Genomic DNA, 14,921 nt, shown 5'->3' on the forward strand with positions numbered 1-14,921 from the left:
TTCCACCAACCACGAATCGAGAGAGGACGATGATGCGCAGGCTCAACGGCGTTGACGCGCTGATGCTGTATCTCGACGGCGGCAGCGCCTACAACCACACCCTCAAGATCAGCGTGCTCGACCCGTCGACCGACCCGGACGGCTGGTCGTGGCCAAAGGCGCGGCAGATGTTCGAGGAGCGCGCCCACCTGCTTCCGGTCTTCCGGCTGCGGTACCTGCCCACACCGCTGGGCCTGCATCACCCGATCTGGGTCGAGGATCCCGAATTCGACCTCGACGCGCACGTGCGCCGGGTCGTCTGTCCCGCCCCGGGCGGGATGGCGGAGTTCTGCGCGCTCGTCGAGCAGATCTACGCCCACCCGCTGGATCGCGACCGCCCGCTGTGGCAGACCTGGGTGGTCGAGGGCCTCGACGGCGGCCGCGTCGCCCTGGTCACGCTGCTGCACCACGCCTACTCCGACGGCGTCGGGGTGCTGGACATGCTCGCCGCGTTCTACAACGACACGCCTGACGAGGCCCCCGTGGTTGCGCCCCCATGGCAGCCGCCGCCGCTGCCGTCCACCCGGCAACGCCTCGGTTGGGCCCTGCGGGACCTGCCCTCCAGGCTCGGCAAGATCGCGCCGACCGTGCGGGCCGTTCGTGATCGGGTGCGCATAGAACGGGAGTTCGCCAAAGACGGCGACCGGCGCGTCCCGCCCACGTTCGACCGCTCCGCACCGCCGGGCCCGTTTCAGCGCGGGCTGTCGCGCAGCCGGCGGTTCTCCTGCGAATCGTTCCCGCTCGCCGAGGTTCGCGAGGTGAGCAAGACGCTGGGCGTCACCATCAACGACGTCTTTTTGGCGTGTGTGGCCGGTGCCGTTCGCCGCTATCTGGAGCGTTGCGGCTCCCCTCCCACCGACGCGATGGTGGCCACGATGCCGCTCGCGGTCACCCCGGCGGCCGAGCGCGCCCACCCCGGCAACTACTCGTCGGTCGACTACGTCTGGCTACGCGCCGACATCGCCGACCCGCTCGAGCGGCTACACGCGACCCACCTCGCCGCCGAGGCCACCAAGCAGCACTTCGCCCAGACCAAGGACGCCGACGTCGGCGCGGTGGTCGAGCTGCTGCCGGAACGCCTCATCTCGGGCCTGGCGCGTGCCAACGCGCGCACCAAGGGCCGCTTCGACACCTTCAAGAACGTGGTCGTGTCCAACGTGCCGGGCCCGCGTGAGCCACGCTATCTCGGCCGCTGGCGCGTCGACCAGTGGTTTTCCACCGGGCAGATCTCCCACGGCGCCACGCTCAACATGACCGTCTGGAGCTATTACGACCAGTTCAACCTGTGCGTGCTGGCCGACGCCGTCGCGGTTCGGAACACCTGGGAATTGGTCGGCGGCTTCCGCGCCTCGCACGAGGAGCTGCTCGCGGCGGCCCGTGCCCAAGCCACGCCCAAGGAGATGGCCACATGACCCGCATCAGTCCGATCGATCTGTCCTTCCTGCTGCTGGAGCGGGCCAACCGGCCCAACCACATGGCCGCCTACACGATCTTCGAAAAGCCGAAAGGACAGAAATCGTCGTTCGGGCCGCGCCTGTTCGATGCCTACCGGCACAGCCAGGCGGCCAAGCCCTTCAATCACAAGCTGAAATGGCTGGGCACAGATGTCGCGGCGTGGGAAACCGTCGAGCCCGACATGGGCTATCACATTCGACACCTCGCCCTGCCCGCACCGGGTTCCATGCAGCAGTTCCACGAAACGGTCTCGTTCCTCAACACCGGCCTGCTCGATAGGGGCCACCCGCTGTGGGAGTGCTACATCATCGACGGCATCGAGAACGGCCGAATCGCGATCCTGCTCAAGGTGCACCACGCGCTCATCGACGGTGAAGGCGGCCTGCGCGCGATGCGCAACTTCCTCTCCGATTCACCGGACGACACGACGCTGGCCGGTCCCTGGATGTCGGCGCAGGGCGCCGACCGGCCACGCCGCACCCCCGCCACGGTGTCGCGCAGGGCGCAACTGCAAGGACAACTGCAAGGAATGGTCAAGGGGCTGACCAAGCTGCCGAGCGGCCTGTTCGGCGTCAGCGCGGACGCGGCAGACCTGGGTGCGCAAGCACTGAGCCTCAAGGCGCGCAAGACGTCCCTGCCCTTCACCGCGCGACGCACTCTGTTCAACAACACGGCGAAATCGGCGGCGCGCGCGTACGGGAACGTCGAGTTGCCGCTCGCCGACGTCAAGGCCCTCGCCAAGGCGACCGGCACCTCCGTCAACGACGTGGTGATGACGGTCATCGACGACGCGCTGCACCACTACCTCGCCGAACACCAGGCGCCCACCGACCGGCCGCTGGTGGCGTTCATGCCGATGTCGCTGCGTGAGAAGTCGGGCGAGGGCGGTGGCAACCGGGTGAGCGCCGAACTGATCCCGATGGGTGCACCCAAGGCGAGTCCCGTTGAGCGCCTTAAGGAAATCAACGCGGCGACCACGAGCGCGAAGGACAAAGGGCGCGGCATGCAAACAACGTCGCGCCAGGCCTACGCGCTGCTGCTGCTCGGCAGCCTGACGGTGGCGGACGCCCTGCCCCTGCTCGGCAAGTTGCCGAGCGCGAATGTGGTGATATCAAACATGAAGGGGCCCACCGAGCAGCTCTACCTTGCCGGTGCGCCGCTGGTGGCGTTCAGTGGCCTGCCCATCGTGCCGCCGGGCGCCGGGCTTAACGTCACCTTCGCCAGCATCAACACCGCGCTGTGCATCGCCATCGGCGCGGCACCGGAAGCCGTGCACGAACCCTCCCGGCTGGCCGAACTCATGCAACGGGCATTCACCGAGCTCCAAACCGAAGCCGGCACAACGAGTCCCACAACATCGAAGTCGAGAACCCCATGAAGAACATTGGCTGGATGCTCAGACAACGCGCGACCGTCTCGCCGCGGCTGCAAGCCTACGTCGAGCCGTCCACCGACGTCCGGATGACCTACGCGCAGATGAACGCGCTGGCGAACCGGTGCGCCGACGTGCTCACCGCGCTGGGGATCGCCAAGGGCGACCGCGTGGCATTGCTGATGCCCAACAGTGTCGAGTTCTGTTGCCTGTTCTATGGCGCGGCCAAGCTCGGCGCGGTGGCGGTACCGGTCAACACCCGCCTCGCGGCGCCCGAGGTGAGTTTCATCCTGTCCGACAGCGGCAGCAAGGTGGTGATCTACGGTGCGCCGTCGGCGCCGGTGATCGACGCCATCAGGACGCAGGCCGACCCTCCGGGCACGGTCACCGACTGGATAGGCGCCGACTCGTTGGCCGAACGCCTGAGGCCGGCGGCCGCAGACGAGCCGGCGGTCGAATGCGGCGGCGATGACAACTTGTTCATCATGTACACCTCGGGCACCACCGGACATCCCAAGGGAGTGGTGCATACCCACGACTCGGTGCATTCGGCCGCCAGTTCCTGGGCCTCGACGATCGACGTGCGCTACCGCGACCGCCTGCTGCTGCCGCTGCCGATGTTCCACGTGGCGGCGTTGACGACGGTCATCTTCAGCGCCATGCGCGGCGTCACCCTGATCTCGATGCCGCAGTTCGACGCGACGAAGGTGTGGTCACTGATCGTCGAGGAACGGGTCTGCATCGGTGGCGCCGTGCCGGCGATCCTCAACTTCATGCGCCAGGTGCCCGAGTTCGCCGAACTCGACGCGCCCGACTTCCGCTACTTCATCACCGGTGGCGCGCCCATGCCGGAGGCCCTGATCAAGATCTATGCCGCCAAGAACATCGAGGTCGTGCAGGGTTACGCGCTCACCGAATCCTGTGGCGGCGGCACCCTGCTGCTCAGCGAAGACGCGCTGCGCAAAGCCGGCTCGGCCGGACGCGCCACCATGTTCACCGACGTGGCTGTGCGCGGTGACGACGGCGTGATCCGCGAGCACGGCGAAGGCGAAGTCGTGATCAAGTCCGACATCCTGCTCAAGGAATACTGGAATCGTCCGGAGGCCACCCGCGACGCCTTCGACAACGGATGGTTCCGGACCGGCGACATCGGCGAAATCGACGACGAGGGCTATCTTTACATCAAGGACCGGCTGAAGGACATGATCATTTCCGGCGGCGAGAACGTCTACCCGGCCGAGATCGAAAGTGTGATCATCGGCGTTCCCGGGGTCAGCGAGGTGGCGGTCATCGGCTTGCCCGACGAGAAGTGGGGCGAGATCGCCGCCGCCATCGTCGTTGCCGACCAGAACGAGGTCAGCGAGCAGCAGATCGTCGAGTACTGCGGAACCAGGCTCGCACGCTACAAGCTGCCCAAGAAGGTGATCTTCGCCGAGGCCATCCCCCGCAACCCGACCGGCAAGATCCTCAAAACGGTGCTGCGCGAACAGTATTCGGCGACGGTGCCGAAGTGATGCACGGCCCGAGCCGCTAGGACGGCGCGAGCCGCACGATGCCGGGAACGAGGTAGCGCGCAACGTACGCACGCAGCCCCTCGTCGTCATCGAGCGGGATCGGGCCCTCCGGCGCAGCGACCGGTAATCCGTTGCCGTTGAGTGTGTTTGAGTTGCCCGTTCATGCGGCGGCGCTCGTCGATCTCCTCTTGCACCAGGGCCTCGACCGCCAGCCGCGAGCCGGTGATCCGGTCGTAGCTTCCGGTCCAGCGGCCGCCGCGGCTTGTCGCCCCATGCGGTTTGGATCACCCGCCGCGTGCTGCGGCTGGTGTCCAGCCAGGCGATTGCCCGCGCTCGCACCCGCTCGGCGCGCGGGTTGTCGGCGACCCCGAAGATGACCTCGGCGACGATGTCGAGCGCGATCGGGCCGGCGCGGTCTCGGAAACGGACCTCCTCGCCCATTGGCCAGGTGGCGAGCGCCTTTCGGTCACGCGTTCCATGGCCCGCTCGTAGGACCTCAGCGCCTTTCCGCGGAAGGGCTGGCTGGCGTAGCGCCGGTCGGCGCGGTGCCTTCCATGCTGACCAGCGTGTGCTCGCCGAAGATCGCGTGGTGAGCCGGTCCATCGCCGGGGTCAGCTGAAGGACCGAGTTGCTCGCCGTGAAGACCCTCTTCACGTCTTCGGGATTGGGTCACGCACAGCGCGTCGACGGCTCCAGGCACGTTGAACAGGAAGCGATCAACCGAGTTTTGTGGTGCGCGCGTAAAACCGCTGGGGGCCAGCCAGTATTCGGCTCCAAATGCGATCGAGGATAGGCGCACCCGGGGCCTCCATCGGGACTCTTCGAACTACCACCGCTCACCTTGCAGTGCGACTACCAAGCCCGCCGACGTGTCTGCGGCGCAGTATTCTTCACGCACCTGGCCCGCGTACTCCCCGACCCAGCAAAGGAGTCCAGGAATGACATGGCAGATCGTGTTCGTCGTGATATGCGTGATCGTCGCCGGCGTCGCGGCATTGTTCTGGCGACTCCCCTCCGATGACACGACGCGCAGCCGGGCCAAAACAGTGACAATAGCCGCCGTGGCAGCGGCGGCCGTGTTCTTCTTCTTGGGCTGTTTCACCATCGTTGGCACCCGCCAGTTCGCGATTATGACCACCTTCGGCCGTCCCACCGGCGTAAGCCTGAACAACGGCTTCCACGGCAAGTGGCCCTGGCAGATGACCCATCCCATGGATGGTGCGGTGCAGATCGACAAGTACGTCAAGGAAGGCAACACCGATCAGCGCATCACGGTGCGGCTGGGCAATCAATCCACCGCGCTGGCAGACGTCAGCATCCGCTGGCAACTCAAGCAGGCCGCTGCCCCGGAACTGTTCCAGCAGTACAAGACCTTCGACAACGTGCGCGTCAACCTGATCGAGCGCAACCTCTCGGTGGCGCTCAACGAGGTGTTCGCCGGCTTCAACCCGCTGGACCCGCGAAACCTCGACGTGTCCCCGCTGCCTTCGCTGGCCAAGCGCGCCGCCGACATCCTGCGCCAGGACGTGGGCGGGCAGGTCGACATTTTCGATGTCAATGTGCCCACCATCCAGTACGACCAGAGCACCGAGGACAAGATCAACCAGCTCAACCAGCAGCGCGCGCAGACCTCGATCGCCCTGGAAGCACAGCGAACTGCCGAGGCCCAGGCCAAGGCCAACGAGATCCTGTCCCGCTCGATCAGCGACGACCCCAACGTGGTGGTGCAGAACTGCATTACGGCCGCGATCAACAAGGGAATCAGCCCGCTGGGTTGCTGGCCGGGAAGCTCAGCGCTACCCACCATCGCAGTGCCGGGACGGTAACCGCGAAGATTGACCCCATGCCGATCCCCTTTGCCGATGGGATGCTCAGCCGGCTGGGTCGCCGCGGGGCAGCGCTCGACCTGATCGAGGAGTTCGAGGACGAGTCCGGGGAGCCCCCCGCATCCCTGAGCCCCGCCGACCTGCTGGCCGCCGAACCGGCCCTGCTGCTGCAGAAGATGGAGAACCGCCTCGTCCGGCACCACCTAGCCAATCCGGACGTGTTGAGCGGCGAACAGCTGCGCAAGCTGCGCTACATCCTCAATTTCGCCAGGCTGGCCGACTTCGAACCGGGGGCCGCGGGGCCGGGCGGAAGCCGCGGTCGCGGGGACATCTCGGTGGGCGGCCAAGTCGCGCCTTGGCGGTCCCGGGTCGTCGACGCGTTGTACGCACCGCTGCGCGAGGAGCCCGATCCGGTCACGGCGCTGGAGGGCGCGAAAGACGTGCTGGCGACGCTGGTCGACGACCAGGACGATCAGCGTCGAGTGCTCATCGAGCGCCACGGCAGCGACTTCTCCGCGACGGAACTCGACGCCGAGGTCGGCTACAAGAAGCTGGTGACCGTCCTCGGCGGCGGCGGGGGCGCGGGCTTCGTCTACATCGGCGGCATGCAACGGCTGCTGGCGGCCGGCCAGGTGCCCGACTACATGATCGGCTCGTCGTTCGGGTCGATCATCGGCAGCCTGGTGGCCCGTGAACTGCCGGTGCCGATCGACGAGTACGCCGAGTGGGCCAAAACGGTGTCCTACCGCGCCATCCTGGGCCCGGAGCGGCGGCGCAGCCGCCACGGGTTGGCCGGAATGTTCACCCTGCGCTTCGACCAGTTCGCCCATACCCTGCTCAGCCGTGCGGACGGCGAACGGATGCGCATGTCGGATCTGGCAATCCCGTTCGATGTCGTCGTCGCCGGTGTGCGCAGGCAGCCTTATGCGGCGCTGCCGTCCAGGTTCCGCCATCGCGAGCGGTCTACACTGACGTTGCGGTCGCTGCCGTTTCTGCCGATCGGTATCGGCCCGTGGGTGGCGGCGCGCATGTGGCAAGTCGCGGCCTTCATCGACTTGCGGGTGGTCAAGCCGATCGTCATCAGCGCCGACGGCGCGACACGCGACGTCAACGTCGTTGACGCGGCGTCTTTCTCGTCGGCCATCCCCGGTGTGCTGCACCACGAAACCAGCGACCCGCGGATGCTGCCAATCCTCGACGAGTTGTGCGCCGACCAGGACGTCGCGGCGATGGTCGACGGCGGCGCGGCCAGCAACGTCCCGGTCGAATTGGCGTGGGAGCGGGTCCGCGACGGGCGGCTCGGCACCCGCAACGCGTGTTATCTGGCGTTCGACTGCTTCCATCCGCACTGGGACCCCCGACATCTGTGGCTGGTGCCGATCACCCAGGCGGTCCAGCTGCAGATGGTGCGCAACCTGCCCTACGCCGACCACCTCGTCCGATTCGAGCCGACGCTGTCGCCGGTGAACCTGGCGCCGTCCGCGGCGGCCATCGACCGGGCTTGCCGGTGGGGGCGCGACAGCGTCGAACCGGCGATTGCGGTGACATCGGCGCTGCTGGAGCCGACGTGGTGGGAAGGCGACAGGCCCCCCGCCGCCGAACCCAAGGAACGCACAAAGTCGGCGGCCTCGTCGATGAGCGCCGTGATGGCCGCGATTCAGGCGCCGACGGGCCGGTTTCGGCGATGGCGAAGCCGCCACCTGACGTAGCGACGGCTACAGGGAACGCGACCTCGGCGGTCGAAAGCAAACCAGGTGCACAAGTGCAACAACAACGATTCCGATCACCAACCCAGTCGCCGCGCACGCCGCGGTGCTGACCAACCAGGTCAGCGCGCCACCAGCAGACCCCACCAGGTGGTCATCTAGGTGGTGAACCAGGCGGTACGGGGCGTGCCAGCCGAGGTGGTCGCTGCCCACAAGCACTATGTGGCCGCCCACCCAGAGCATGGCTCCCATCCCGACCGCTGACAGCGCCGATAGCAGTTTGGGCATCCCCGCGACCAGGCCCCCGCCGATCCGCTGCCCGAATCGGGACGCGGTCTGGGTGAGGCGCAGGCCGACGTCGTCCATTTGGACGATGACGGCGACGACACCGTACACCGCGGCGGTGATGACGAGGGCGACGATGACGAGGACGATGAGGCGCGGCACGAATGGCTGGTCGGCCACCTCGTTGAGGGCGATCACCATGATCTCGGCGGATAGGATGAAGTCGGTCCGGATCGCCCCGGCCACCAGCTCGCGTTCGGCGACCTGCGGCGCGGCGTCGTGGCCACGGCCGCCGATGACGCCGCACACCTTTTCGGCGCCCTCGTAGCACAGATACGTGGCGCCCAACATCAGCAGCGGGGTCAACAGCCACGGCACGAGCTGGCTGAGCAGCAATGCACCGGGAAGGATGAGCAGCAGCTTGTTGCGCACCGACCCGATCGCGATGCGTTTGATGATCGGCAGCTCACGCTCAGCGGTGATCCGGTGGACGTATTGCGGCGTCACCGCCGTGTCGTCAATGACCACTCCCGCAGCCTTTGCCGTCGCACGACCGGCGGCGGCGCCGATGTCGTCAATCGAGGCGGCGGCCAGCCGTGCAAGAACCGCGACATGGTCCAGCAGTCCGAACAGACCGCCGCTCATCGCGACTCCGCCATCACGATCGAGGTTACCGTCTGCCGTCGTTGTCGCCAGCGGTGCCGTAGAGCCCGCCGGGTCGCAGCGCTCGCAGAGCCACCCGGCCCCCCGGGTCTTCAGCGGTGGCGGGCACGACCGCGACGCAATCGGCACCGGCATCCGCGTAGGCGCGGAGCCGGGCCGCCACTCGATCGGGGCTACCCAACGCACACACCCGGTCGAGCAGTTCGCCGGGGACAGCGACCGCCAGTTCGCGGCGAGTAGCCCGGGACCGCGCGCTACGGACCAGGCCGTCGAAACCCAGCGCGCTGAACATTTCGCCATAGCCGGGCGGGGCGAGGTACACCGCCAGCTGAGCTGCCAGCTGGGAGTGCGCGGCCGCACCGGGGTTGACGGCGACCGGCACCCACACCGTGAGGCGCGGCGCGGCACGGCCGGCCGCGGCGGCTGCGCTGTCGATCGCCGCACGAACCCGCCCGACACGGAACGGCGATGCCAGGTTGAGCACGACCTCATCGGCGTGCTGCGCGGCCAGGCGAATCATGCCAGGTCCAAACGCCCCCAACGCAATTCGCGTATCGGGCGCCGCACCGCGCAGCCGGAATCCGCGGCTGTTGACGTGACGGCCGCTGTATTCGACCCGCGCACCGGTAAATATCGACCGCAGGCATTCGATGGTTTCGCGCATGACCGGCACGTGGTGCGCCCAAGGTCGGCCATGCCAGCCGGCCACGATCGCCGGACTGGAAGCTCCCAGCGCGAGGTCAACCCGACAGCCGGTGAGAGAAGCGACCGAACTGACCCCTAGCGCCAGCCCCACCGGACCGCGAACGCCGACGGCTAGCGGTCCGACCTTCAGCGTCATGTTTGGCGTGCGGAGCCCGATCGAGGTCGCGAGCGCGAACGCATCGTAGGTCGCCATTTCGCCGATCCACAGCGCAGCGAAACCCGTGTCAGCGGCCGCGAGCGCGACATCGGTTGCCTCGTGGTCGGGGCGGTCAAGCCAGAACGGTAGGGCGACTTCGATATCGGTCATAGCATCGACACGTCGGCCGGCTGGTCGAGCAGGACACGCCCGGGCAGTTCGCGTGATGCCTCGTTGACCTGGAAATGGGCGGTAGCGGTGAATGCGTCGCGGAACCGGCGCTGCAGCGGTGCGTTGTCGTAGATGGCGGTGCCGCCCGCCAGATCATACATGCTGCGCACCACGTCGGCCGAGGTCCGTACCGCGTGCGTGGCCGCCAACCGCAGCCGGTTGCGCATCGTCACCGGTACCGCCTCGGCATCGTGGCTGACCTGCCAGGCCGCCTCGATTACCTCGTAGAACAGGGCGCGGGCGGCGCCCAGCGCCGACTCGGCGGTTGCCGCCGCGGCTTGGGTCGCCGAACGTTCCGCCAAGGTCCGAGTGGACCCAAGCCCTTTCTTGCCGCCGGCCAGCTCGACCAGATCGTCAATCGCGGCGCGCGCATTGCCCAACGCAGCCGCGCCAATCGACAACGCGAAAAATCCAAACACCGGAAAGCGATACAGCGGCCGGTCCACGATTGGTCCGTCAAACACCGAGAACACGCGATCAGCGGGCACGAAGACGTCGTCGGCAACGCAGTCGTGGCTGCCGGTGCCACGCAAACCCAATGTGTGCCAAGTGTCGAGGACCTGCAGCTCGTCCTTGTTCAGCGCGACGACCGACGGCACTTGCCGGTCGTCGACGAAGCAGCCGGCGAACATGATGTCCGCGTGGTTGATCCCGCTGCAAAACGGCCAGCGTCCGGACACCACGACACCGCCGTCGACGGACCGGGCCGTGCCACGTGGCGCCCACACCCCCGCCGCGACACCCCGCCCCCCGCCGAACATTTCCTCGCGGCTGCGCGCCGGCAGGTAGGCGACCAGCAGGGCACTGGTAATCGCGATCGACACACACCATCCCGCTGACGCGTCACCACGCGCCACCGCCTCGGCGCACCGCAGCGCCCGCCCGGGTGCCAGCTCCGGCGCCGCAACCTCACGCGGCATGGTGGCGCGCAGCAAGCCGGCCTCGCGCAGCCGGGTCACCAGCTCGTCTGGCAGCCGACGATCGCGCTCGATTTCCGCGGATCGCGCTCGGGCCCACCGCGCGATCTTCTCGGCGAGGATCTCGATCTCGGTTTCGCTTTGGTTCACGGGCGGCTCCTGATGACGGTGGCGGTTCAATGAAGTTACCACCTTTGGTTCAGTCATTGAACCAGGTACAGTTGGTGGACCATGGCCGTTTCCGATCTATCCCACCGCTTCGAAGGGGAGTCGGTCGGCCGGGCGCTCGAGCTAGTCGGTGAACGCTGGACGCTGCTTATCCTGCGTGAGGCGTTCTTCGGGGTGCGGCGGTTCGGTCAGCTCGCGCGGAACCTTGGCATTCCGCGGCCCACGCTGTCCTCGCGGCTGCGGATGCTCGTCGAGGTGGGTCTTTTTGACCGGGTGCCATATTCCTCCGACCCCGAGCGACACGAGTACCGGCTCACCGAAGCGGGCCGCGATCTGTTCGCCGCGATCGTCGTCCTCATGCAGTGGGGGGATGAGTACTTGCCACGCCCAGAAGGACCACCGATCAAGCTGCGCCACCACACCTGCGGCGAGCACGCCGACCCACGCCTGATCTGTACCCACTGCGGCGAGGAGATCACCGCGCGCAATGTGACACCTGAACCGGGGCCGGGCTTTAAAGCCAAGCTGGCGTCCTCATAACGATTCCCAACCTCAAATTGTTGCGAATCGATAATGCAAGCCGAACCACGTCGCCGAACAAGGCCGTACACCTTGGCCGGGAAACTATCGTCATTTTGTGCACCGTCGAACGGCCCTGAAGCTCCCGCTGCTGCTGGCGGCAGGCACGGTGCTGGGCCAAGCGCCGCGGGCCGCCGCCGGAGAACCAGGCCGGTGGTCGGCCGACCGCGCACATCGCTGGTATCAAGCGCACGGCTGGCTCGTCGGTGCAAACTACATCACCTCGAACGCCATCAACCAGCTCGAGATGTTCCAGCCAGGCACATACGATCCCCGGCGCATCGACAACGAGCTGGGCCTTGCCCGGTTTCACGGGTTCAACACCGTGCGAGTCTTCCTCCACGACCTGCTGTGGGCCCAAGACGCGCCCGGTTTCCAAACCCGGCTCGCGCAGTTCGTCGCCATCGCGGCGCGATACCACATCAAACCGCTCTTTGTCCTGTTCGACTCCTGCTGGGACCCGCTCCCCAGACCGGGTCGGCAGCGGGCGCCAAGGGCTGGGGTGCACAACTCCGGGTGGGTGCAAAGTCCGGGTGCTGAACGCCTCGATGACCGCCGCTATGCCAGCACGCTGTACAACTACGTCACGGGTGTGTTGGGCCAATTCCGCAACGACGATCGCGTGTTGGGTTGGGACCTGTGGAATGAACCCGACAATCCCGCGCGCGTGTATCGCAAGGTGGAAAGGAAAGACAAGCTCGAGCGCGTCGCGGAGCTCCTCCCCCAAGTGTTCCGATGGGCCCGCACGGTCGATCCGGTTCAACCGCTGACCAGTGGTGTCTGGCAAGGGAATTGGGGAGATCCCGGACGCCGCAGCACCATCAGCGCCATTCAACTCGACAACGCCGACGTGATCACCTTCCACAGTTACGCCGCGCCGGCCGAATTCGAGGGCCGCATCGCTGAGCTCGCTCCGTTGCAGCGGCCAATCCTGTGCACCGAGTACCTGGCGCGGTCCCAAGGCAGCACTGTCGAGGGAATCCTGCCGATTGCTAAGCGGCACAACGTTGGTGCGTTCAATTGGGGTTTGGTGGCGGGAAAGACTCAGACCTATTTGCCGTGGGATTCGTGGGATCACCCCTACCGCGCGCCCCCGAAGGTGTGGTTTCACGACCTGCTACACCCCAACGGCCGGCCGTATCGGGACGGCGAAGTTCAAACGATTCGGAAGCTGAACGGGATGCCGAGCCAGGACTAGGCTTTCCCCAGCCCGCATTGGGCGCGGCTCGCCGAATGCGAGCCCGACACCTACTGAAAACCATGTGCGCGGTCGGCCTGGCGGAACCGGATCAGGCGGCGATACCGAGTTGCTGGTTAATCTGCGGCCAGGACAGCAAACCCCAGGGGGTGAGCAGTATCCAGTCGTGGATTTGCCAGGGGGCCAGTACGAAGCTGAACGGCGCTCCTTGGACTACGGCTGTGTGCTCGAGGACAACCGCTTGTTGTGCGAGCGGATCAAGCGAGCCCGAATAGACATACGTCGGCGGAAGACCGTTCAGCGACCCATACAGCGGACTGACCAGCGGGTCGTTGACCGCAAGATTGCCTGCCCACGCCTGGCTGATCTGCCAGGTCCCCACATCGAGCCACGGGGACAGCAACACCATGGACGACGGTACTGGGTTGCCCTGGCTCACCATGTATTGGGCGGCCGCCAGTGCGAGGTTGCCGCCCGCGGAGTCCCCGATCACGCTGACGTTGGAGACCCCGTGTTGCGCGATTTGCGTGGAGATGAGCCCGGCCATCGCCGGTACTACCGTCCCGGCAGTGCCTCCTTCCTGCACCAACGGGTAAATCGGCACTTGCACGGTCGCGCCGGTCTGGTAAGCCGTCACCGAGTAGTTGAGCCAGTGGAAGATTGACGGCGGCAGGATAAACGCGCCGCCGTGAATGGCAACCACGTATTCGCCGGTTGGATGAGCCGGCGTGATCTGCACGACGCTCATCCCGTCATAGGTGGTGTACTGGACCGTCTGTCCCAGCAGCGAGTTCAGCAACGGCGGTGGGGAGTTGCCAAGAAACCACGACAGCGGCGGTATGTCGCTGGCAATGAGCGCTAAAAGTGGATTGTTTGGGATTGCAAAGTGAGTTTCGAGCGCAGACAAACTCAGCAGGGGTTTCACCGGCCACAGCGAAGCGATGTCGAATCCGGCAGCCCCTGACGGCGTGCCGGTGAAGATCCCTGCCTGCGCCGCCGCGAAAGGCGGAACCTGCGTGAATCCGGCGGCCAGCGCCGTGGGGGCCCGCTGAATTTCCTGGTGAATCGTGGCAAAACCGTTCCCGATACCGCTGTCGAATTCACTCTGCAACAGCGAAGCGTTGGCCAGCTCGGCGGCGGCATACCCCTTGGCCGCGCCTGTCAATGCCTGCACAAACCGCTCATGAAACACCGCAAGCTGTGCGCTAAGAGCTTGATAGTCCTGACCATGGGCGGAAAACAAAGCCGCGATCGCGGCTGACACCTCGTCCTCGGCAGCGGCTAATACCGTCGTGGTGGCACCCGCGACACCCTGGCTCGCCGTCGCGACCACCGAACCAATCGAAGCCACGTCTGTGGCCGCGGCGGACATCACCTCCGGCAACGCAACAACATAAGACACCACGCCGCTCCCGCCACCTCACGGCAACTTCCCCAGTTGCCCAGCCACTACCGATCGCCGAGTAGCCGGAGCTTATGCCCACGCCGAGTAGTCACGTGCCAGTTTGCGCGAATTCCCAAAGTTAGACCGGCAAACGTGACGGCACCGATCCGTGTGGTGCAGCCGCCGGGAATCGAACACTCTCCGACGCAAAACGACCTGCGATTACGCGCGGGGCGTTGATGGCGTCAAGAAGGAATGAGGCGGCGAACGCGGGCGTTGGGGTGCCGCTATGCGTTGAACAATTGCTAGACGATTGTGCAACATCAGCTATCGTCGTACTCATGACCGCGACCATCGGCTTCCGACCTACTGAAAAAGACGAGCAGATCTGGGCTTCCCCTCTTATCGTGGAGACATCGCCATGAGGAGGTTAGGCGATGGAGGCACGGCGGAAGTTCGATGCCCAGTTCAAGGAAGGCGCCGTCCGGATCGTTCGGGAGACCGGCAAACCGATCGCGCAGGTTGCTCGTGAGCTCGGGATCAGTGACGGCACCCTGGGTAGCTGGGTCAGGCAGGATGAGCGCGCCCGAGACGGTGGTGACGGGCGGCTTTGCGAGAGCGAACGCGAGGAACTCAAGCGGTTGCGTGCGGAGAATGCGGAGCTGGCGATGGAGCGCGATGTTCTCAAACGCTCGGTCGCCCTCTGGGTCAAGGAAGCGATGCATCGGTAGGCCTGGCCGCTG

At 66.3% G+C, this 14,921-nt stretch carries 12 protein-coding genes and 1 pseudogene; 8 read left to right on the top strand and 5 right to left on the bottom strand.

Annotation, left to right across the window (positions count from 1 at the left end; translation table 11 throughout):
• The first annotated feature begins 32 nt into the window (after positions 1-32).
• The 5 genes from MCAN_RS16375 to MCAN_RS16395 all read left to right on the top strand — a co-directional run bounded on the left by MCAN_RS16375 (position 33) and on the right by MCAN_RS16395 (position 7,915).
• Entirely contained in the window at positions 33-1,451 is a 1,419-nt protein-coding gene (locus MCAN_RS16375) for a WS/DGAT/MGAT family O-acyltransferase (protein ID WP_014001576.1), read from the top strand.
• Positions 1,448-2,872 carry a WS/DGAT/MGAT family O-acyltransferase gene (locus MCAN_RS16380; RefSeq protein WP_014001577.1) on the top strand — a complete coding sequence of 475 codons (1,425 nt, stop codon included), beginning with the start codon at positions 1,448-1,450 and terminating at the stop codon, positions 2,870-2,872. Before MCAN_RS16375 ends, MCAN_RS16380 begins: the two co-directional genes overlap by 4 nt.
• On the top strand, positions 2,869-4,380 hold the full coding sequence (gene fadD13 / locus MCAN_RS16385) for a long-chain-fatty-acid--CoA ligase FadD13 (protein WP_014001578.1): 1,512 nt from the start codon (positions 2,869-2,871) through the stop codon (positions 4,378-4,380). Before MCAN_RS16380 ends, fadD13 begins: the two co-directional genes overlap by 4 nt.
• A gap of 938 nt (positions 4,381-5,318) precedes the next feature.
• Positions 5,319-6,206, top strand: a complete 888-nt coding sequence (locus tag MCAN_RS16390) for an Rv3090 family protease (protein ID WP_003416086.1) — start codon at positions 5,319-5,321, stop codon at positions 6,204-6,206.
• 17 nt (positions 6,207-6,223) lie between these two features.
• The gene (locus tag MCAN_RS16395) at positions 6,224-7,915 is read left to right on the top strand and encodes a patatin-like phospholipase family protein (protein WP_003900628.1); all 1,692 of its coding nucleotides are present in this window, start codon (positions 6,224-6,226) and stop codon (positions 7,913-7,915) included.
• A gap of 6 nt (positions 7,916-7,921) precedes the next feature.
• Here the strand turns inward: MCAN_RS16395 and MCAN_RS16400 are convergent, their stop codons facing one another.
• The 3 genes from MCAN_RS16400 to MCAN_RS16410 are packed head-to-tail and all read right to left on the bottom strand — an operon-like array spanning position 7,922 to position 10,999.
• Positions 7,922-8,842, bottom strand: a complete 921-nt coding sequence (locus tag MCAN_RS16400; RefSeq protein ID WP_003416091.1) for a DUF808 domain-containing protein — start codon at positions 8,840-8,842, stop codon at positions 7,922-7,924.
• 25 nt (positions 8,843-8,867) lie between these two features.
• Positions 8,868-9,872: an LLM class F420-dependent oxidoreductase gene (locus tag MCAN_RS16405; RefSeq protein WP_014001579.1), complete on the bottom strand. Its 1,005-nt coding sequence runs from the start codon at positions 9,870-9,872 to the stop codon at positions 8,868-8,870.
• Positions 9,869-10,999 carry an acyl-CoA dehydrogenase family protein gene (locus MCAN_RS16410; RefSeq protein WP_003416097.1) on the bottom strand — a complete coding sequence of 377 codons (1,131 nt, stop codon included), beginning with the start codon at positions 10,997-10,999 and terminating at the stop codon, positions 9,869-9,871. Before MCAN_RS16410 ends, MCAN_RS16405 begins: the two co-directional genes overlap by 4 nt.
• Before the next feature lie 81 nt (positions 11,000-11,080).
• Between MCAN_RS16410 and MCAN_RS16415 the strand changes: the two genes are divergently transcribed.
• Entirely contained in the window at positions 11,081-11,557 is a 477-nt protein-coding gene (locus tag MCAN_RS16415; protein WP_003416099.1) for a winged helix-turn-helix transcriptional regulator, read from the top strand.
• A gap of 97 nt (positions 11,558-11,654) precedes the next feature.
• The gene (locus tag MCAN_RS16420) at positions 11,655-12,794 is read left to right on the top strand and encodes a glycoside hydrolase 5 family protein (protein WP_003904991.1); all 1,140 of its coding nucleotides are present in this window, start codon (positions 11,655-11,657) and stop codon (positions 12,792-12,794) included.
• Positions 12,795-12,885: 91 nt separating this feature from the next.
• Here the strand turns inward: MCAN_RS16420 and lipY are convergent, their stop codons facing one another.
• Entirely contained in the window at positions 12,886-14,199 is a 1,314-nt protein-coding gene (gene lipY, locus MCAN_RS16425) for a triacylglycerol lipase LipY (protein ID WP_014001580.1), read from the bottom strand.
• Between the two features lie 118 nt (positions 14,200-14,317).
• Positions 14,318-14,566: pseudogene (locus MCAN_RS16430) on the bottom strand (hypothetical protein); the annotation flags it as partial.
• A 49-nt stretch (positions 14,567-14,615) separates the two neighbouring features.
• On the opposite strand from MCAN_RS16430, the gene MCAN_RS16435 reads away from it, so the two are divergent.
• On the top strand, positions 14,616-14,909 hold the full coding sequence (locus MCAN_RS16435; RefSeq protein WP_015287736.1) for a transposase: 294 nt from the start codon (positions 14,616-14,618) through the stop codon (positions 14,907-14,909).
• Positions 14,910-14,921: the final 12 nt, after the last annotated feature.

Origin of the sequence: Mycobacterium canetti CIPT 140010059 (genome assembly GCF_000253375.1) — a bacterium.
Classification (GTDB): Bacteria; Actinomycetota; Actinomycetes; order Mycobacteriales; family Mycobacteriaceae; genus Mycobacterium; species Mycobacterium tuberculosis.

Excerpts from the sequence above, each read along its gene's own strand:
- MCAN_RS16375 (WP_014001576.1), top strand. The coding sequence starts at position 33 with ATGCGCAGGCTCAACGGCGTTGACGCGCTGATGCTGTATCTCGACGGC.
- MCAN_RS16380 (WP_014001577.1), top strand. The coding sequence starts at position 1,448 with ATGACCCGCATCAGTCCGATCGATCTGTCCTTCCTGCTGCTGGAGCGG.
- fadD13 (WP_014001578.1), top strand. The coding sequence starts at position 2,869 with ATGAAGAACATTGGCTGGATGCTCAGACAACGCGCGACCGTCTCGCCG.
- MCAN_RS16390 (WP_003416086.1), top strand. The coding sequence starts at position 5,319 with ATGACATGGCAGATCGTGTTCGTCGTGATATGCGTGATCGTCGCCGGC.
- MCAN_RS16395 (WP_003900628.1), top strand. The coding sequence starts at position 6,224 with ATGCCGATCCCCTTTGCCGATGGGATGCTCAGCCGGCTGGGTCGCCGC.
- MCAN_RS16400 (WP_003416091.1), bottom strand. The coding sequence starts at position 8,842 with ATGAGCGGCGGTCTGTTCGGACTGCTGGACCATGTCGCGGTTCTTGCA.
- MCAN_RS16405 (WP_014001579.1), bottom strand. The coding sequence starts at position 9,872 with ATGACCGATATCGAAGTCGCCCTACCGTTCTGGCTTGACCGCCCCGAC.
- MCAN_RS16415 (WP_003416099.1), top strand. The coding sequence starts at position 11,081 with ATGGCCGTTTCCGATCTATCCCACCGCTTCGAAGGGGAGTCGGTCGGC.
- MCAN_RS16435 (WP_015287736.1), top strand. The coding sequence starts at position 14,616 with ATGGAGGCACGGCGGAAGTTCGATGCCCAGTTCAAGGAAGGCGCCGTC.